The 18954-nt window shown below is 69.6% G+C and carries 16 protein-coding genes; 5 read left to right on the top strand and 11 right to left on the bottom strand.

What is annotated here, in order from left to right; translation table 11 throughout:
- Positions 1-240 precede the first annotated feature (240 nt).
- From OOT46_RS00885 to lspA, 4 genes are all read left to right on the top strand, one after another.
- Positions 241-945 carry a pseudouridine synthase gene (locus OOT46_RS00885; protein ID WP_265401686.1) on the top strand — a complete coding sequence of 235 codons (705 nt, stop codon included), beginning with the start codon at positions 241-243 and terminating at the stop codon, positions 943-945.
- A gap of 9 nt (positions 946-954) precedes the next feature.
- Entirely contained in the window at positions 955-1953 is a 999-nt protein-coding gene (locus tag OOT46_RS00880; RefSeq protein WP_265401685.1) for a bifunctional riboflavin kinase/FAD synthetase, read from the top strand.
- An 87-nt stretch (positions 1954-2040) separates the two neighbouring features.
- A complete protein-coding gene (gene ileS / locus OOT46_RS00875) occupies positions 2041-4866 on the top strand; it encodes an isoleucine--tRNA ligase (RefSeq protein ID WP_265401684.1) in 2826 nt (941 codons plus the stop codon).
- Positions 4866-5399, top strand: coding sequence for a signal peptidase II (gene lspA / locus OOT46_RS00870; protein WP_265401683.1), 534 nt, complete (start codon positions 4866-4868; stop codon positions 5397-5399). Before ileS ends, lspA begins: the two co-directional genes overlap by 1 nt.
- A 48-nt stretch (positions 5400-5447) precedes the next feature.
- On the opposite strand, the gene OOT46_RS00865 is transcribed toward lspA, so the two are convergent.
- Complete coding sequence (locus OOT46_RS00865) at positions 5448-6431, bottom strand: quinone oxidoreductase family protein (RefSeq protein ID WP_265401682.1); 984 nt, start codon at positions 6429-6431, stop codon at positions 5448-5450.
- A 193-nt stretch (positions 6432-6624) separates the two neighbouring features.
- Between OOT46_RS00865 and OOT46_RS00860 the strand changes: the two genes are divergently transcribed.
- A complete protein-coding gene (locus tag OOT46_RS00860; protein ID WP_265401681.1) occupies positions 6625-7524 on the top strand; it encodes a DMT family transporter in 900 nt (299 codons plus the stop codon).
- A gap of 14 nt (positions 7525-7538) precedes the next feature.
- On the opposite strand, the gene OOT46_RS00855 is transcribed toward OOT46_RS00860, so the two are convergent.
- From OOT46_RS00855 to OOT46_RS00810, 10 genes are all read right to left on the bottom strand, one after another.
- Entirely contained in the window at positions 7539-8318 is a 780-nt protein-coding gene (locus OOT46_RS00855) for an SDR family oxidoreductase (RefSeq protein WP_265401680.1), read from the bottom strand.
- An 11-nt stretch (positions 8319-8329) separates the two neighbouring features.
- Positions 8330-9262 (bottom strand): DMT family transporter, encoded by a 933-nt coding sequence (locus OOT46_RS00850; protein ID WP_265401679.1) that lies wholly within the window; start codon positions 9260-9262, stop codon positions 8330-8332.
- Positions 9259-10875 (bottom strand): gamma-glutamyltransferase family protein, encoded by a 1617-nt coding sequence (locus tag OOT46_RS00845; RefSeq protein ID WP_265401678.1) that lies wholly within the window; start codon positions 10873-10875, stop codon positions 9259-9261. The genes OOT46_RS00850 and OOT46_RS00845 overlap by 4 nt, the downstream gene beginning before the upstream one ends.
- A 565-nt stretch (positions 10876-11440) precedes the next feature.
- Positions 11441-12718 (bottom strand): DUF3422 family protein, encoded by a 1278-nt coding sequence (locus tag OOT46_RS00840; RefSeq protein ID WP_265401677.1) that lies wholly within the window; start codon positions 12716-12718, stop codon positions 11441-11443.
- Positions 12719-12899: 181 nt separating this feature from the next.
- Complete coding sequence (locus OOT46_RS00835; protein ID WP_265401676.1) at positions 12900-14408, bottom strand: tripartite tricarboxylate transporter permease; 1509 nt, start codon at positions 14406-14408, stop codon at positions 12900-12902.
- A gap of 42 nt (positions 14409-14450) precedes the next feature.
- The gene (locus OOT46_RS00830) at positions 14451-14912 is read right to left on the bottom strand and encodes a tripartite tricarboxylate transporter TctB family protein (RefSeq protein WP_265401675.1); all 462 of its coding nucleotides are present in this window, start codon (positions 14910-14912) and stop codon (positions 14451-14453) included.
- Between the two features lie 146 nt (positions 14913-15058).
- Positions 15059-16861, bottom strand: coding sequence for a GspE/PulE family protein (locus tag OOT46_RS00825; RefSeq protein ID WP_265401674.1), 1803 nt, complete (start codon positions 16859-16861; stop codon positions 15059-15061).
- Between the two features lie 10 nt (positions 16862-16871).
- Positions 16872-17630: a methyltransferase domain-containing protein gene (locus OOT46_RS00820; protein ID WP_265401673.1), complete on the bottom strand. Its 759-nt coding sequence runs from the start codon at positions 17628-17630 to the stop codon at positions 16872-16874.
- Positions 17627-18121, bottom strand: coding sequence for a DNA-deoxyinosine glycosylase (locus OOT46_RS00815; protein ID WP_265401672.1), 495 nt, complete (start codon positions 18119-18121; stop codon positions 17627-17629). The genes OOT46_RS00820 and OOT46_RS00815 overlap by 4 nt, the downstream gene beginning before the upstream one ends.
- 1 nt (position 18122) lies before the next feature.
- Positions 18123-18941 carry a TatD family hydrolase gene (locus tag OOT46_RS00810; RefSeq protein WP_265401671.1) on the bottom strand — a complete coding sequence of 273 codons (819 nt, stop codon included), beginning with the start codon at positions 18939-18941 and terminating at the stop codon, positions 18123-18125.
- Between the last annotated feature and the right edge of the window lie 13 nt (positions 18942-18954).

The following is an 18954-nucleotide window of genomic DNA, read 5'->3' as shown; positions in this document are numbered from 1 at the left end:
GCTGGAACGCACTCCGAGCCCCGCAGGACGACGCGCCGGCGTACTGCGTGAAGTCGGCTGTGCGCGCGGCCCGTGTCAGACTCGCAGGCCTGGCGATGTTAGGCGCAGTGCCCGGGCCGGAGGACCCTCGAATGCAGGGATCGTCAGGGAGAGGAAACCCGGAGCGGGGCCCGCACGGCCCGGCCCGGAACGGCTAGACTCTCCCCCTTTGCTGCCCCCACTGCAGTTCGGAGACGCACCATGCGCCTGGCCCAGGTGCTCTTTTCTCAAGGTTTCGGCACCCGCCGCGAGTGCGACAACCTCATCCTCGCCGGCGAGGTCGCCATTCAGGGTGTCGTCTGCGACGATCCCGACCACGAGGTCGACCCGCGAGGCCTGGTCTTCAGCGTCGAAGGCCGCGACTGGCCCTACCAGGAAAAAGCCTATGTGCTGATGCACAAGCCAGCCGGCTACGAGTGCTCGCACAAGCCCTCGGCCTGGCCCAGCGTCTACACCCTGCTGCCCTCGCCGCTGCGCTTGCGCGACGTGCAGGCGGTGGGCCGGCTCGACCAGGACACCACCGGTCTGCTGATCCTGACCGACGACGGGGCGCTGATCCACCGCCTCACCTCGCCCAAGAAACACGTGCCCAAGGTCTACGAGGTCGGCACCACCGACCCCGTCACCGAAACGCAGGTGGCCCGGCTGCTGGCCGGCGTGGTGCTGCACGACGATCCCAAGCCGGTCGCCGCTGCGGCCTGCGAGATCACCGGCGAGCGCGAGCTGCGCCTGACCCTGGTGCAGGGCAAGTACCACCAGGTCAAGCGCATGGTGGCGGCGGTCGGCAACGAGGTCGCGCGCCTGCACCGCAGCCGCTTCGGCGCACTGGAGCTGGGCCGCGAGCTGGCGCCCGGGCAGTGGCGCTGGCTGGCCGGACCGCAGGACATCCTCGGCACACCGCGATAATCAGTGCCCATGCGAGTCTTCCGCGGTTTCCACCATGCGGCGCTGGCCCCGGCCTGCGCCCTCACCATCGGCAACTTCGACGGCGTGCACCGGGGCCACCAGGCCATGCTGGCGCTGCTGAAGGTCGAGGCCGAGCACCGCGGCCTGCCCAGTTGCGTGCTGACCTTCGAGCCCCACCCGCGCGACTTCTTCGCCGCCCAGGCCGGCAAGCCCGAGTTGGCGCCGGCCCGCATCGCGACCCTGCGCGACCAGCTCAGCGAGCTGCTGCGCTGCGGCGTCGACCAGGTGGTGGTGCTGCCCTTCGACCAGCGGCTGTCGCGGCTGTCGCCCGAGGACTTCGTGCGCGAGGTGCTGCTCGACGGTCTGGGCGCGCGTTACGTGCTGGTGGGCGACGACTTCCGCTTCGGCGCCAAGCGCGCCGGCGACTACGCGATGCTGGACGCCGCCGGCGAGCTGCACGGCTTCGACGTGGCGCGCATGAACAGCTACGAGGTGCACGGCCTGCGTGTCTCCAGCTCGGCGGTGCGCGAGGCGCTGGCCGCCGGCGACATGGAGCGCGCGGCCGGTCTGCTGGGCCGGCCCTACAGCATTAGCGGCCATGTGATCCACGGGCGCAAGCTGGGCCGCGACCTCGGCTTCCGCACCCTGAACCTGCGCTTCCACCACCGCAAGCCGGCCGCGATGGGCATCTTCGCGGTGCGCACCTACGGCCTGACCGAGGCACCGCTGGACGGGGTCGCCAGCCTCGGGGTGCGCCCGACCGTGGAGGACGCCGGGCGCGTGCTGCTGGAGGTGCACTGCCTGGACTGGCCCGCCGCGCTCGGCGCCGAAGGGGGCTACGGTAAACTGGTGCGTGTGGAACTGCTGCACAAATTGCGCGACGAGGCCCGCTACGACAGCCTCGACGCCCTGACCCACGCCATCCGGCAGGATGCGGACGACGCACGTGCGTATTTCGCCTCGCTCCACGGCCAGACCCGGCGCCAGACCACACGCGACCGAATTTAACGCTCGCCGCCCCCCGCGAGCCGGGCCCGCCCGCCACCCCGGACGGCCCCTTTCCAGCCTTCATGCGCCCTGCTGCGCCGGCCCATCATGAGCGACACCCCGCAAGACTACCGAGCCACCCTCAACCTGCCCGACACGCCCTTCCCGATGCGCGGCGACCTGCCCAAGCGCGAGCCGGGCTGGGTCAAGGAGTGGGAGGAACAAGGCATCTACAAGAAGCTGCGCGACGCGCGCTGCGGCAAGCCGCGCTTCGTGCTGCACGACGGCCCGCCGTATGCCAACGGCCAGATCCACATGGGCCACGCGGTCAACAAGATCCTCAAGGACATGATCGTCAAGGCGCGCCAGCTGGCCGGCTTCGACGCCGTCTTCGTCCCCGGCTGGGACTGCCATGGCCTGCCGATCGAGAACCAGATCGAGAAGACCTTCGGCCGCAAGCTCAGCCGCGACGAGGTGCAGGCCAAGAGCCGCGCGTACGCGGGCGAGCAGATCGCGCAGCAGATGGCCGATTTCAAGCGCCTGGGCGTGCTGGGCGACTGGGAGCGGCCCTACCGCACGATGGACTTCGGCAACGAGGCCAACGAGATCCGCGCGCTCAAGTGCATCATGGAGCGCGGTTTCGTCTATCGCGGGCTGAAGCCGGTGTACTGGTGTTTCGACTGCGCGTCCTCGCTGGCCGAGTTCGAGATCGAGTACGCCGACAAGAAGTCGCAGACCCTGGACGTCGGTTTCCTGGCCGCCGAGCCGGACCGGCTCGCCGCCGCCTTCGGCCTGCCCCGGCTGGAGAAGGCGGCCTACGCGCTGATCTGGACCACCACACCCTGGACGCTGCCGTCCAACCAGGCGCTCAACCTGAACCCCGAGCTGGACTACGCGCTGGTCGACACCGAGCGCGGCCTGCTGCTGGTGGCCGAGGCCCTGGTCGAGAAGTGCCTGGCGCGCTACGGGCTGCAAGGCCGGGTGGTCGCGACCACCCGAGGCCAGGCGCTGGACGGCATCAACTTCCGCCACCCGCTCGCGCATGTGCACCCGGGTTATGACCGCCTCTCGCCGGTCTACCTCGCCGACTACGCGACCGCCGAGGACGGCACCGGCATCGTGCACTCGGCGCCGGCCTACGGCGTGGACGACTTCAACTCCTGCATCGCGCACGGCGTCAAGTACGACGACATCCTGAACCCGGTGCAGGGCCACGGCGTGTTCGCCGACCAGCTGCCGCTGTTCGGTGGTCAGCACATCTGGAAGGCGGGCTCCAAGATCATCGAGGCGATGCGTGAGGCCGGCCGCCTGTTCGCGTCCTCCGACCTGGTGCACAGCTATCCGCACTGCTGGCGTCACAAGACGCCCGTGATCTACCGCGCCGCCGCCCAGTGGTTCGTCCGCATGGACGAGGGCGAGGGGGTGTTCAGCGTCGACAAGGCGCCGCGGACGCTGCGCCAGCTGGCGCTGGACGCGATCGAGAAGACCAGCTTCTACCCCGAGAACGGCAAGGCCCGGCTGCGCGACATGATCGCCGGCCGCCCCGACTGGTGCATCTCGCGCCAGCGCAACTGGGGCGTGCCGCTGCCGTTTTTCCTGCACAAGGCGAGCGGCGAGCTGCACCCCGACACGCTGGCCCTGATCGAGCGCGCCGCGCAGCTGGTCGAGCAGGGCGGCGTGGAAGCCTGGGCCAAGCTCGATGCGCGCGACTGGCTGGGCGACGAGGCCGAGCACTACACGAAAAGCACCGACATCCTGGACGTCTGGTTCGACTCCGGCACCACCCACTACCACGTGCTGCAGAAGAGCCATGCCGACCAGTCGAACTGGCCGGCCGACCTGTACCTGGAGGGCCACGACCAGCATCGCGGCTGGTTCCACAGCTCGCTGCTGACCGCCTGCGCGATGTACGGCGAGGCGCCGTACAAGGGGCTGCTGACGCACGGCTTCACGGTGGACAGCCAGGGCCGCAAGATGAGCAAGTCGCTTGGCAACGGCGTGGACCCGCAGGAAACGTCCAAGAAGCTGGGCGCCGAAATCATCCGCCTGTGGGTGGCCGCGAGCGACTACTCGGGTGACATCGCCGGCGACGACAAGATTCTGGCCCGCGTGGTCGACGCCTACCGCCGCATCCGCAACACGCTGCGTTTCCTGCTCGCCAACACCAGCGACTTCGACCCGGCGCAGCACACGGTTCCCTTCGAGGAGCTGCTGGAGATCGACCGTTATGCGCTGGCCCGCGCCTCGGCCTTCCAGACCGAGATCCTGGCGCACTACGAGGTCTACGAGTTCCACCCGGTGGTCGCCAAGCTGCAGGTCTACTGCTCGGAGGACCTGGGCGCCTTCTACCTGGACGTGCTGAAGGACCGCCTCTACACGACGGCGCCCGGCTCGCACGCGCGCCGCTCGGCGCAGACCGCGCTGTGGCAGATCACCCAGGCGATGCTGCGCTGGATGGCCCCCTTCCTCAGCTTCACCGCCGAGGAAGCCTGGAAGATCGTCAGCGCCGGCCAGTCCCCCTCGATCTTCGTCGAGACCTACTGGTCCTTCGCCGGCGACGACGAGGCGCTGCTGATCAAGTGGGCCCGGCTGCGCGAGATCCGCGACGCGGTGAACAAGGAGATCGAGTCCGTGCGGGCCGAAGGCAAGGTCGGCGCCTCGCTGCAGGCGAATGTGACGATCGCCGCCGGCGAGGACGACCGCCGCCTGCTGCAGGCACTGGGTGAGGACCTCAAGTTCGTGCTGATCACGTCCGCGGTCGAGGTGGTGCCGGGCGAGGCGCTGCAGATCACCGTGGCGCCGTCGACGGCGCCCAAGTGCGAGCGCTGCTGGCACTACCGGGAGGACGTCGGCCACGATACGCAGCACCCGGGCCTGTGCGGCCGCTGCACCACCAACCTCTTCGGTGCGGGCGAGCCGCGCAAGGTGGCGTGATGGCGGCGGGCAGCAAAAAAAGGCCGTCTTCCGGCGGCGCATCGGGCACGCGCTCCGGCGGCGCCTCGCTGTGGCCCTGGCTGGGCATCGCGCTGGTCGTGATCCTGCTGGACCAGTTCACCAAGACCCTGATCCTCGGCTACTACACGCTGGGGCAGTCCACCGAGGTGACCGGCTTCTTCAACATCGTGCGGGTTCACAACACCGGCGCGGCCTTCTCCTTCCTGGCCAAGGCGGCGGGCTGGCAGCGCTGGTTTTTCATCGGGCTGGGCGTGGCGGCGGCGATCTTCATCGTCTACATGCTCAAGAAACACGGCGGCCAGAAGATGTTCTCCTGGGCGCTGGCGCTGATCCTGGGCGGCGCCGTCGGCAACGTGATCGACCGCGCGCTGCACGGCTATGTCGTGGACTTCCTCGACTTCCATGCCGCCGGCTGGCACTTCCCGGCCTTCAACGTCGCCGACAGCGGCATCACGGTCGGCGCCGCGCTGCTCATCCTGGACGAGCTGCGCCGGGTACGACAGGGCCGCTGAGGCAGCGGGCGCCGCCCGCCCGGGCGGCGCTCTTTCCTGTCTTGTCGCTCAGGGCAGCAGCACGCTGGAGCCGGTGGTGCGGCGGCCTTCCAGGTCGCGGTGGGCCTGGGCCACGTCCTTCAGCGCGTAGCGCTGGTCCACGCGGATGCGGATCTGCCCGTTGGCGACCATTTCGAACAGCTCGTCGGCCATGGCCTGGGTGGACTCGCGTGTCGCCAGGTGCGTGAAGACGCTGGGTCGCGTCACGTAGAGCGAGCCCTTGGCGGCCAGCACCCCGAGCGAGACCGGCGGCACCGGCCCCGAGGTGTTGCCGTAGCTGACCATCAGGCCGAAGGGCCGCAGGCAGTCGAGCGAGCGCTCCCAGGTGTCCTTGCCGATCGCGTCGTAGACCACCTTCACACCCTGCCCCCCGGTGATCTCGCGCACGCGGGCGACGAAGTCCTCGCGGCTGTAGTTGATCACGGCGTCGGCGCCGTGCTCCATCGCGAGCCGGCACTTCTCGTCGCTGCCCGCGGTGCCGATCAGGCGCAGGCCCATCGCGCGGGCCCACTGGCAGGCGATCAGCCCCACCCCGCCCGCGGCGGCATGGAAGAGCACGAAGTCGCCCGGCATCAGCCCGCCCTGCGGCTGGGTCTTGCGCAGCAGGTACTGCACCGTCAGGCCCTTGAGCATCATCGCCGCGGCGGTTTCGTCGTCGATCTGATCCGGCAGCTTCACGACACAACGCGCCGGCATCACGCGGGCCTCGCTGTAGGCGCCGGGCGGCTGGCTGGTGTAGGCGGCCCGGTCGCCGGGCTGGAGGTGCGTGACGCCCTCCCCCACCGCCTCGACCACACCGGAGGCCTCCATGCCCAGGGTCAGCGGCAGCGGCCCGGTGTAGAGCCCGGTGCGCTGGTAGATGTCGATGTAGTTGAGGCCGCAGGCGCGGTGGCGGATGCGGATCTCGCCGGGGCCGGGCTCACCGACCGGCAGGTCGACCAAGCGCAGGTTCTCGGGACCGCCGAACTCGTGGATCTGGATGGCCAGGGGCATGGTGTCTTCTCCGTCTTCAGGGGGCAAAGGGTCGGGCACGACCGCTTCAGGCCGTCACCTTACGCCAGCCGCGGCGTTTTTGCAGGGGGCCGACGGCCGGCACCGCAAAGGCCTCTGGATGCCAGGCGAAACACCCGGCGCTAACATGCCGGGCGCCGCCCCTCGCCTTCCTCTCGACCCAGCACGACCCCGCATGAACCACCCCATCACCCCCAAGACCGCCCTGCTGCTCACGCTGCCGCCGCTGCTGTGGGCCGGCAATGCCGTGGTGGGCCGGCTGATGGTGGGGGCCGTGGCGCCGCTGACCCTGAACTTCCTGCGCTGGCTGCTGGCCGCGCTGATCCTGCTGCCGCTGGGCTGGCGCGTGCTGCGGCCCGGCAGCCCGCTGTGGTCACGCTGGCGGCGTTTCATCCTGCTCGGGCTGCTGGGCGTCGGCAGCTACAACTCGCTGCAGTACCTGGCGCTGCAGACCTCCACGCCCATCAACGTGACGCTGATCGCCGCCAGCATGCCGGTCTGGATGCTGGCCGCCGGCGCGCTGTTCTGGCGCGAGCGGGCCCGCCCGATGCAGCTGCTCGGCGCGGTGCTGTCCCTGCTGGGGGTGGTGCTGGTGATCTCGCGCGGCAGCTGGGCCACCTTGCAGCAGGTGCAGCTGGTGCCTGGCGATCTCTACATGCTGCTGGCCGTCGCGCTGTGGGCGCTCTACAGCTGGATGCTGGCCAAGCCCAGCGACAACTCGGCACGCGAGTGGCACTGGGCCGAGTTCCTGCTGGCGCAGATCGCCTTCGGGGTGGTCTGGGCGGCCGGTTTCGCGGCGGGCGAGGCGCGCGTCCGCGACATTGCGGTGCCCTGGTCGCTGCCTGTTCTGGCCGGGCTGCTTTACGTCGCGGTGCTGGCCTCGCTGGTGGCCTACCGGTGCTGGGGCATGGGCGTGGCGGCCGTCGGGCCGTCCATCGCGGCCTTTTTCAGCAACCTGACGCCGGTGTTCGCGGCGCTGCTGTCGGCTGCGCTGCTGGGCGAAGCGCCGCAGTGGTTCCACGGTGCGGCCTTCGCACTGATCGTCGCCGGCATCGTGGTGTCGTCGCGGCGCTGAGGCAACGCATTGGTTCAGAAGGTGCCGGGGTAGGCGCCGCCGTCGAGCAGCCAGTTCTGCCCGGTGATGTAGGCGGCCTGGCGGCTGCACAGGAAGGCGCAGGTCGCGCCGAACTCCTCGGCGGTGCCGAAGCGTCCGGCCGGGATGCCCTTCATGCGCGCCTCGCGGGTGGCCTCGTAGCTGGCGCCGCGGTCGCGCGCCGAGGCTTCCATGGTCTTCTTCAGCCGGTCGGTGTCGAAGGCTCCTGGCAGCAGGTTGTTGATCGTGACGTTGTGGACCACGGTCTTGCGCGCCAGTCCCGCGACAAAACCGGTCAGCCCCGAGCGTGCGCCGTTGGACAGACCCAGCACATCGATCGGCGCCTTCACCGCGCCCGAGGTGATGTTGACGATGCGACCGAAACGCCGCTCGATCATGCCGTCCACCGTGGCCTTGATCAGCTCGATGGGGGTCAGCATGTTGGCATCCAGGGCCTTGATCCAGTCCTCGCGCGACCACTCGCGGAAGTCGCCGGGCGGCGGGCCGCCAGCGTTGTTGATCAGGATGTCGACCTGCGGGCAGGCCGCCAGCGCCGCGGCCCGGCCTTCGGGCGTCGCGATGTCGCCGGCCACCGCCCTCACCGCGCCGCGGCCCAGGGCCCGCAGCTCGGCCGCGGTGGCCTCCAGCGCCTCGGCACCGCGTGCGGTCACCACCACGTTGACACCCTCCTGCACCAGCGCCTGCGCGCAGCCCTTGCCCAGGCCCTTGCTGGAGGCGCACACCAGCGCCCACTTGCCTGCCAGTCCGAGATCCATCTTCCTTGCTCCTACTTACCGTTCTCTGCGGCGAGCCGGCGCGCCCGCGCCAGCAGCCAGATGCCGGCCAGCACCAGCGCCGTGCCGGCGACGATCCAGGGCGTGACGGGCTCGCCCAGGATCAACACGCCCATGATGAGGGTGGACAGCGGCCCGACCAGTCCGGTCTGCGCCGCCAGCGTGGCGCCGATGCGCTCGATCGCCATCATCACCATCAGCACCGGGGCGACCGTGCACAGGGTCGCGTTGAGTACCGACAGCCACACCACCTCGGGCGCTACCAGCGCTGCCGACAGCGGCCGCAGCAGCACGAACTGGGCAATGCACAGCACGCAGGCGACCAGACTGGCCCAGCCCACCAGGCGCAGCGAGCCGAAACGCCGCACCATCTCGCCGCTGTAGACGAGGTAGACCGCATAGGACACCGCACTGGCGAAAACCAGCGTCGCGCCCAGCATCACGTGGCTGCCCTGGAAGTTGGCTTCCTGCCCGAATACCAGCAGCACGCCGCTGTAGCTGACGGCGACCGCCACCAGCTGCCGCCCCGTGACCTTCTGCTTGAACAGCAGCACGCCCAGCACCAGCACCAGCGTGGGGTTGAGGTAGAGGATGAGCCGCTCCAGGCTCGCGGTGATGTACTGCAGCCCCAGGAAGTCGAGATAACTCGCCAGGTAGTAGCCGCTGATGCCCAGCCCGATGATGCCCAGCCAGTCGCGCCGCGACATCGGCGGCTTGCCGCGCCCGGCCCACCAGGCCATCAGCGCGAACAGCGGCAGCGCAAACAGCATGCGGTACATGATCAGCGTGACGGCATCGACGCCGTGGCGATAGGCCAGCTTGACGATGATGGCCTTGCCCGAGAAGGCGATCGACCCGAGCAGGGCGAGCGCGAGGCCGGACGCGGAGGAGCCGTGGGCCTTGGGAGTGGTCGCGGCGGCGGTCAAAAGGCCACCGCCTGTCCGTCACGGCGCGGGTCGCTGGCGGCGACATACCCCTCGACCCCCGGATCTCCCAAACGCCAGATGAACTGCCCGGCGCCGAAGTCCTGGTAGGAATCCTGGATCACCTCGATCTGGTGGCCCCGCTCGATGAGGCCCTGCACCACGGCCGGGTCCATGCTGGCCTCGACATTGAGCGAGAGGCCCGAGTTGTAGCGCCAGCGCGGCGCGTCGCAGGCCGCCTGCGGGTTCTGGCCGTGGTCCAGCAAACGCACCAGGGTCTGCAGGTGGCCCTGCGGCTGCATGTTGGCGCCCATCACGCCGAAGCTCATGACCGGCTGGCCGTCCCGGGTCAGGAAGGCCGGGATGATGGTGTGGAAGGGTCGCTTGCCCGGCGCCACCACGTTGGGGCTGGCCGCGTCGAGCGAGAAGGCGTGGCCGCGGTTGTGCAGCGACAGGCCGTAGCCGGGCACCACCACACCCGAGCCGAAACCCATGTAATTGCTCTGGATGAAGCTGACCATCATGCCGCGCTCGTCGGCCGCGGTCAGGTAGATGGTGCCGCCCTTGGAGGGATTGCCGGGGCCGAACACCTGCGCGCGCCGGGGATCGATCAGCCGGGCGCGGCTCGCGAGATAGGCCTCGTCGAGCATCTGCGCCGGGGTGAGCTCCATGCTGGCCGGGTCCGACACATAGCGGTAGGTGTCGGCGAAGCCGAGTTTCATCGCCTCGATCTGCAGGTGCTGGGCCTCGACGCCGTCGGGCGCGAGCGACGCGAGGTCGAAGCGCGACAGGATGCCGAGCGCGATCAGCGCCGCGATGCCCTGGCCGTTGGGCGGAATCTCGTGCAGCGTGTGGCCGCGGTAGTCGCGCCCGATGGGCTCGACCCAGTCGGGCCGGCAGGCCGCGAAGTCGGCCGCCGTCATGGCGGCGCCATGCTCGGCGGCAAAGCGGGCCGCCGCCTCGGCGATCTCGCCGCGGTAGTAGGCTTCGCCGCGGGTCTCGGCAATCAGGCGCAAGGTGCGCGCGGCCGCCTTGAACTGCCACCACTCGCCCACCGCCGGCGCCCGGCCGCGCGGCAGGAAGGCCTCGGCGAAACCCGGCAGGCCCTGCAGCTCGGCCACCGGCGCGGCCCACTTCTGCCCCACCACGGGCGGCACCACGTAACCGCGCTCGGCCAGCTCGATGGCGGGCTCCATCAGGTCGGCGAAGGGCAGCTTGCCGAAGCGCTCGCTGAGGGCAACCCAGCCGCCGACCGCCCCCGGCACGGTGACCGAGTCCCAGCCGCGCTTCGGCGGGCTCTTGGCATCGGCGCCGTACTTGGCACGAAAGTACTCGGGGGTCCAGGCCTGCGGCGCGCGACCCGAGGCGTTCAGTCCGTGCAGGCGCTCGCCGTCCCAGAGGATGCAGAAGGCGTCGCTGCCCAGTCCGTTGCTGACCGGCTCGACGATGGTCATCGCCGCCGCCGTGGCGATCGCCGCATCCACCGCATTGCCGCCGCGCATCAGCATGCGCAGCCCGGCCGCGGCGGCCGCCGGGTGCGAGGTCGCAACCACATTGCGACCGAACACCGGAAGACGGGCGGAGGGATAGGGGAAGCTGTACTGGAAGGACTTCATCGCGCACCTCGCAACTGCGCCGGAGATTATCGGCTTGCGGGCAGGGGCGTGCAGGCGTTCAGCGTGGGTTCAGCGGGCCACGACATGCGCTGATGGACGTCCCCGAACCGGTTGCCTAGCAACCGGGAGCCAGCGCGCGGCGATGCGTAGCGAGCCGTATGCAGTGGGGCCCCGTGTGGGGCGGCGAGGAGCGCAGGGCTTGGGAGCTTGCCCCGCCCGCAGGGCGGGGTCGGCGAGCACTGTCCGAGGTCCGTTTGAAGGGTGCGAAGCGCCCTTCAAAAAGGCCGAGTTGCGCAGCCGCCTCCCAAGCCCGAGCAGGGCGCCCTGCTCGGGGTCGCCTTCTCTTGCCTACTTCTCTTGGCGAGACAAGAGAAGTAGGTGCGCTGCCGGGCGCACATCCCGGCAACCGCCCCGCAGGGGCGCGCCCGCGAAAGCGGGCTTCCACGCGACGGCCTGCCCGCGCAGAAGGCTGATGCCACGAGCCCCGGATCCGGAATGTTTTTAACCATGAGGGTTAAATTTAACCAAGTCGGTTCAAAGCGGTTCAATACCTCCGCAACCCGCCCTACTGCGCCGCCCGCCACACCAGCTGGTGCATGCGCCGGAGCCCCGACCACACCCCCAGCGCGATCAGCGGCACCGCCAGCGCCACCAGCACCTCCGGCGACAGCGGCAGCAGCCCCGCTTCCTTGCCGCCCTTCGCGAGATGGCCGACCAGCCCCGCGCCGTAATAGGTGATGGCCGCCACCGACAGGCCCTCGACCGCGCTCTGCAGGCGCAGTTGCACCAGCTGGCGCCGGTTCATCGCATCGAGCAGGTCCTGGCTGCTCTGCTGCTGCTCGATCTCGACCCGCGTGCGCAGCAGATTGCTGGTGCGCGAGATGCGTTCGGAGAGCTGCTGCTGGCGCCGCCCGGCCCAGGCACAGGTCTGCATCGCCGGGCCCAGGCGCCGGTCCATGAACTCGCCGATGGTCTGCAGGCCCGCGAGGCGGTGCTCGTGCAGCTCGTCGATGCGCCGCTGCACCAGCTCGAAGTAGGCCGCGCTGGCCGAGAAACGCGCGTGCGTGCTGGCATAGAGGCTCTCGACACGGCCGGCCAGCTGGGTCAGCTGGCGCAGCAGCTCGGGCTCCCGGTCGCGCTCGGCGCTGCGGATCTCGCTGGCGATGCGGGCCAGGTCGCGTTCGGCGTCCGCCAGCGTCGCCGACACCTCGCGCGCCGCCGGCAGGCCGAGCAAGGCCGTCATGCGGTAGGTCTCGATCTCCAGCAGCCGCTGCACCGCCCGGCCGAGGCGCCGCGGGTGCATGCTGGCGGCCACCAGCACCACCCGAGCAAAGCCGTCGCCATGCAGGCGGAAGTCGGTGTACACCTCGGCCTGCCCGTCCATCACCACCGAGGCGACCAGGCTGTCCTCGTCCAGCGAGCCGCGCACCAGCGGATCGCTGCCGTCCTCGCGGCTGGACGTCACCATCACATGCATGCCCACCAGCCACTGCCCGGGCACCCCGCGCAGCCAGTCCTGGGGCACCGAGGCCACCGCGGACGGCTCGAAGGACGCCGGGTTCTCGGGCAGCTGACGCCAGAAGGTGTAGGTCTGGAACTCGGTGTGCTGCTCCCAGCGCAGGTGGACCCCGCCCAGGTCGATGCTCAGGTGACCGGCGTCGGCCGCGGGCAGCGGCAGGTGGCGCGAACGCAGCAGGGTGTGCAGATGCTCGCGGCTGCGGGTCTCGCCCGGCGGCGTGAGCAGCGCGAGGTGCGACAGCGCCAGCGGCGCCGACAGACGTTCGTAGGGCCGCGCGTGAACTTCGTTGTGCAGCACTTCGCGCAGCGGATGCGGTGTCGGCATTGTCGGGTTTCCTCCTTGTGCGCACCGATTATGGTGCGCTGCGGCAGAGCCCGCGGCGGCGCCAGCACTGGTCAGACAGCGAAGTGGCGGCTCCGCTGCCCAGGTGGATGAGGCAGCCGCTTCACATGACGAAAAAGGGCCGCACATGGCGGCCCTCGGCAGCGAGGCAGTGAGAGCGGCCTCAGTCGCCTTCGCTGAACGCCACCTCACGCTTGCGCCGCACGTTCGGCAGGGTCACGATCAGCAGCAGCAAGGCGGCGGCCGCCAGCAGGCTGGCCGACAGCGGCCGCGTGAGGAAGGTGCTCCAGTCGCCGCGCGACAGCAGCAGCGCACGTCGCAGATGCTCCTCCATCATCGGCCCGAGAATGAAGCCGAGCAACAGCGGCGCCGGTTCGCAGCCGAGCTTGTAGAAGGCATAACCCACGACACCGAACAGCACCGACATGTAGACGTCGAAGTTGTTGTTGTTCAGCGTGTACAACCCGATGCAGCAGAACAGCAGGATGGCCGGGAACAGGAAGCGGTAGGGCACGGTCAGCAGCTTGATCCAGATGCCGATCAGCGGCAGGTTCAGGATCACGAGCATCAGGTTGCCGATCCACATGGACGCGATCAGGCCCCAGAACAGCTCGGGGTTGCTCGCCATCACCTGCGGGCCGGGCTGGATGCCCTTGATCGTCATCGCACCCACCATCAGCGCCATCACCGGGTTGGGCGGGATGCCCAGCGTCAGCATCGGGATGAAGGACGTCTGGGCACCGGCGTTGTTGGCCGACTCGGGACCGGCCACACCCTGGATGGCGCCCTTGCCGAACTTCTCGGGCGTCTTCGAGAGCTTCTTCTCCAGCGTGTAGGACGCGAAGGCCGACAGCAGCGAGCCGCCGCCGGGCAGCACGCCCAGGATGGAGCCCAGCGCCGTGCCGCGCAGCACCGCCGGCGCGGCCTCCTTGAAGTCCTGGCGGGTCGGCCACAGGCCCTTGACGTCCTTGGTGAAGACCTCGCGCTCCTCGGCCGGCTGCCCCAGGTTGGCGATGATCTCGCCGAAGCCGAACAGGCCCATCGCGATGACGACGAAGTTGATGCCGTCGCTCAGCTCGGGCACGTCGAAGGAAAAGCGCGGCACGCCGGAGATCACGTCGGTGTTGATCTGGCCGAGCAGCAGGCCCAGCAGGATCATCGCGATCGCCTTGATGAGCGAGCCGGAGGCCAGCACCACGGCGCCGATCAGGCCCACCACCATCAGCGAGAAGTACTCGGCCGAGCCGAACTTGAAGGCCATCTCGGTCAGGGGCGGCGCGAAGGCAGCCAGCACCAGCGTGGCGACCGAGCCGGCGAAGAAGGAGCCCAGCCCCGCCACCGCGAGCGCGGCGCCGGCGCGGCCCTGGCGGGCCATCTGGTAGCCGTCCAGCGCGGTGACCACCGAGGCCGATTCACCCGGCACGTTGATCAGGATGGCGGTGGTCGAGCCGCCGTACTGCGAGCCGTAGTAGATGCCGGCCAGCATGATCAGCGCCGGCGTCGCGTCCAGCGAGTAGATCGACGGCAGCAGCATCGCGATGGTGGCGACCGGCCCCAGGCCGGGCAGCACGCCGATCAGGGTCCCGAGCACACAGCCGAAAAAGGCATAGGTCAGGTTGGAGAACGTCAGGGTGGTTTGAAAACCCAGCGCGAGGTTGTTGATGAGATCCATGGAATCCTCGTTGATCGTCGTTGCTCGGGGACGTGGCGGCGTTCAGCCGAGGAAGCTCGGCCACATCGGCAGCACGAGGCTCAGACCCTTCACGAACACGAGATAGCAGCCGACCATCAGCACCACGGCCAGGATGGCCGTCTGCTTCCACTTGATCTCGTCGCCGGCCAGGCTGGCGAGGCCGACCAGCAGCGCGATGGTGATGATCAGGCCGAGGCGCGGCAGCGCGAAGCCGAACACCGCGACGGCGCCGAGGATCAGCAGCAGCGGCTTCCAGGCGATGGCGCCAATCGGGTCGCCGTCTTCGGTCTCGATGGTGAGCGACTTGAAGGTCACCATCGCGCCCAGCACGGCCAGAATCAGGCCGAGGCCGAAGGGGAAGTAGCCCGGACCGGGCGAGGCCGAACTGCCGAACGAGTAGTTGGTCGCGCCCCAGGCAAAACCCAGTCCGACGACGATGAACATGAGCCCCGAGACAAAGTCCCGCTGGCTTTTGATCTTCATGTTGCGCTCCTCATTTTCAGCCTTTTTAAAACTGCAGCGATTCTAGGAAGCCGCCCCGCGGCAAAGCGCTGTGGATTACACGTAGCGCGAAACCGCGTCCTGCACCGCGGGACGACCGGGCGCAGCGCTGCCGATGCCGCCCGATTTCAGCGCTCCCAGGCCGGGGTCGCTCGCAGCACTTCCTCGAGGGTGGTCAGGCCTTCGGCCACCTTCATCGCGCCGGCCAGGCGCAGTGGGCGCATGCCATCCTGGGCGCCCTGCTGGCGCAGCTTGGCCAAATCGGGCGTCTGCCCGACCAGCGCTTTCAGCGGCTCGCTGACCGTGAGCAGTTCGTACAAGCCGGCGCGGCCCCGGAAGCCGGTCATGCGGCACTCGATGCAGCCCACTGGCCGGCAGGGCCGGAAGCCGCCGCTCATGCGCCAGGGCTGGATCGCCTCGGCGAGCGATTCGCGCGGGAAGTTCTCGTCCGGCTGCTTGCAGTGCGGGCACAGTGTGCGCACCAGGCGCTGCGCCAGCACGCCCAGCAGGGTGGCATTGAGCAGGTAGGCCGGCACACCCAGGTCCAGCAGCCGCGTCACGGCCGAGGTGGCGTCGTTGGTGTGCAGAGTGGTGAAAACGAGGTGGCCGGTCAGCGCCGCCTGGATCGCCATCTCGGCGGTTTCAAGATCGCGCACCTCGCCCACCATGATGATGTCCGGGTCCTGGCGCATCAGCGCGCGCAGGCCGTTCGCAAAACCCAGGTCCAGCTGGGGCTGCACCTGGGTCTGGTTGAAGGCCGGCTCGATCATCTCGATCGGGTCTTCGATGGTGCAGACGTTGACCTCGTCGGTGGCCAGACGCTTGAGGGTGGAATACAGGGTGGTGGTCTTGCCCGAGCCGGTCGGCCCGGTGACCAGGATAACCCCGTGCGCCTGCGTCACCAGTTGCTCCCAGCGCTGCGCCTCGTGGGGACCGAAGCCGAGGGCATCGAGGCTCTTGACGGTGGAGTCCGGGTCGAAGATGCGCATCACCAGCTTCTCGCCGAAGGCGGTGGGCAGGGTCGACAGCCGCATCTCCACCTCCTCGCCGTCGGGATTGCGGGTCTTGATGCGGCCGTCCAGCGGGCGGCGTTTCTCCACCACGTCCATGCGGCCCAGCAGCTTGATGCGGCTGGTCACCGCCGCCATCACGGTCAGCGGCAGCTGGTAGACGGTGTGCATCACGCCGTCGATGCGGAAGCGCACCGCGCCCATGTCGCGGCGCGGCTCGAGGTGGATGTCCGAGGCGCGCTGGTCGAAGGCGTACTGCCACAACCAGTCGACCACCTGCACCACACCCTGGTCGTTGGCATCGAGCTGCTTGCTCTTGCCCAGCTCGACCAGCTGTTCGAAGTTGGCCGGCCCGGCCGCCCCCTCGCCGGTCTTCTGGGCCGCCTTGACCGATTTGGCGAGGGTGTAGAACTCGGTCGTGTAGCGCTGCAGCTCGGGCGGGCTGACCAGCACCAGCCGGACCGTCTTGCGCGTGTGGCCCTCGATCTCGGCGATCCAGTCGGTATCGAAGGGCTCGCAGGTGGCGATGGTGACCTCCTGCATGCCCACCTGCACCGGCAAGGCCCGGCGCCGCTCGGCATAGTTGACCGACATGATGTCGGCGACCCGGCCGACGTTGACCTTCAGCGGGTCGATGCGCAGGTAGTCCTTGCCACAGCGGCCGGCCAGCCATTCGGTCAGCCCCTCGACATCCAGCGGCCGGCCGCTGCGCGCATGCGCCATGCCGACATTGGCCAGCCGCACCAGCGGGTGCTGCACGCTGTCCGCGGCGGCCAGGCGCTGGGCGGTACGCTCGGCCTCGGCCGGGCTGACCAGGCCATCCTCGCGCAGCCAGTCGAGCAGCGGCCGCCATTGCAGGCGGCCCTTGAAGCGGGGAGACGACACGGGGGAGACGGCGGTGGCGGAAGGAGTGGCGCCCATGAGCCCTGTTTCACGAACCGAGGTGCTTGATCATGCGCAGCCACTTCCGGGCCGGCAGCGAAAAGCGAGTTTCGATGTTTTCGGCGCGCCCGGCAAGCACGGCCCGGTCGACCGGGGGCAGGCCCTTGGTGGCCAATACAACGGTGTTGCCTTCCCTGGTCGGCTTGAGCGTCCACAAGGCGCCGCGGCCGAAGGTCGCCGCAATGCGCTCGACGCTGCGCTCGAAGCTGGCGTCACGACCGAACAGGTTAACGCTCATCACGCCGCCGCGCGCCAGCAGCTGGTGGCAGGCGGCATAAAAGCGCTCGTCGTCGAGCACCGGACTGGCGGCCTCGTGGTCGTAGAGGTCGACGCACAGCGCGTCGGCGCTGCCGGCATGGACCGGATCCTCGGCGTAGCGGGCCGCGTCCTGCTCCAGCACCGTCAGCCGCTCGTCGTCGGGCGGCAGGCGGAACAGGCTGCGGCACACCGAGATCACCTCGGGATTCAGCTCCACCGCGGTGCAGCGCATCTGCAGCGTCTTGTGGCAGAACTTGGTGATGGCCCCCGCGCCCAGGCCCAGCTGCACCGCGTGACCGGCCGTCAGCGCCTCCTCGGGCCGCAGCAGCATCCAGGCCATCATGCGCTGGATGTATTCGAGTTCGAGCGCATAGGGCTTGCGCACACGCATCGCCCCCTGCACCCAGATCGTGCCGAGGTGGAGAAAGCGCACGCCGTCGGATTCGGAAACGGTCACGGGCGCCAGGGCCGGGGTCTTGCGTCGGGTCATGCGAGATCGTGTTGTTCGAAAACCGCCTTCCATGCCGCGAGCTTGCGCTCAAAGCTCCAGGAGGCGTTCGCGGGGCTGGTCGAGGGCAGCCGGTAGACGGCCCGGCCCAGGCCCCGGGTGATGGCCATTGCGCGGGCCGACTCGCCGCCGTTGTGGGCCAGCGCCTGCAAGGCGGGGGCGCGTTGCGGCAGGCCGGCCAGGTCGTTGGGGCAGGCCTGCTCGATGGCACTGTCCAGGCTGCCTTCGCGGCGGCAGCTGGCGTAGACATCCCAGATGCCCAGGCCGCGCTCGCGCACCACCGCCAGGCGTTCGGCATAGGGCAGCGCGCGCAGGTCCACCTCCCACAGCGCCGACAGGATGGGCCAGAAGTGGTTGCGCGGGTGGGCGTAGTACTGCTGGGCCTGCAGGGACGCCACGCTCGGAAAGCTGCCGAGCACGATCAGCCGCGTGTGCGGCGCGAGCACCGGCGCCAGGCCTTGCAGCAAGGTCATTTCAGGGCTCCACGAGGGCCGCCAGCCGCGGCAGCGCCGCCAGCGTGTTGGCACGGCTGCGATGCTGCAGCTCGGCCAGCTGCATGCCGCGCAGTGCCGCCAGCTCGGCCGCGATGCGCGGCAGCGCGGCCGGCTCGTTGCGGCTGCTCTCGCCGGCGGCCCGCTGGGCGGCGGTCTTGTAGAGCCAGTGCGGCGGGATGTCGGGCGCGTCGGTCTCCAGCACCAGGCTGTCGACGGGCAGCGTTTGGGCCAGCCGGCGGATCTGGTGGGCCCGCTCGAAGGTCAGCGCGCCGCCGAAGCCGAGCTTGAAGCCCAGCTCGATGAACACCTGCGCCTGCTGCTCGCTGCCGTTGAAGGCGTGGGCGATGCCGCCCGGCACCTCGACGCGGCGCAGATGCTTGAGCACCACGTCGACCGCTCGGCGCGTGTGCAGCAGCACCGGCAAGGCGAACTCGCGCGCCAGCTTGAGCTGCGCCGCGAACCAGGCTTCCTGGCGTTCGCGCTGCAGACCGGGCACGAACAGGTCCAGCCCGATCTCGCCCACGGCGACCAGGCGCGGGTCGTCGCGGTGCGCCTGCAAGGCGGTGCGCAGCCGCTCCGGCGCATCGTCCGGCTCGCTGTTGACGACGATGGGATGGATGCCGAGCCCATAGCTCAGGCCCTCGGCCGCGGCCAGTTCACGCACCGTGTCGAAGTTGCCGCAGCCGATGGCGGGTAGCACCACCTGGGCCACCCCCGCCGCCCGGGCACGCTGGATCATCGCCGGGCGGTCGGCGTCGAACTCGGCGGCATCCAGGTGGGCATGGGTGTCGATCCACATCGGTGCCGGATCC

Source organism: Aquabacterium sp. A7-Y (assembly GCF_026153205.1).
Classification (GTDB): Bacteria; Pseudomonadota; Gammaproteobacteria; order Burkholderiales; family Burkholderiaceae_C; genus Caldimonas.
Note: the sequence above shows the minus strand (reverse complement) of the source record. Positions and strands in the feature narration are given on the sequence as shown.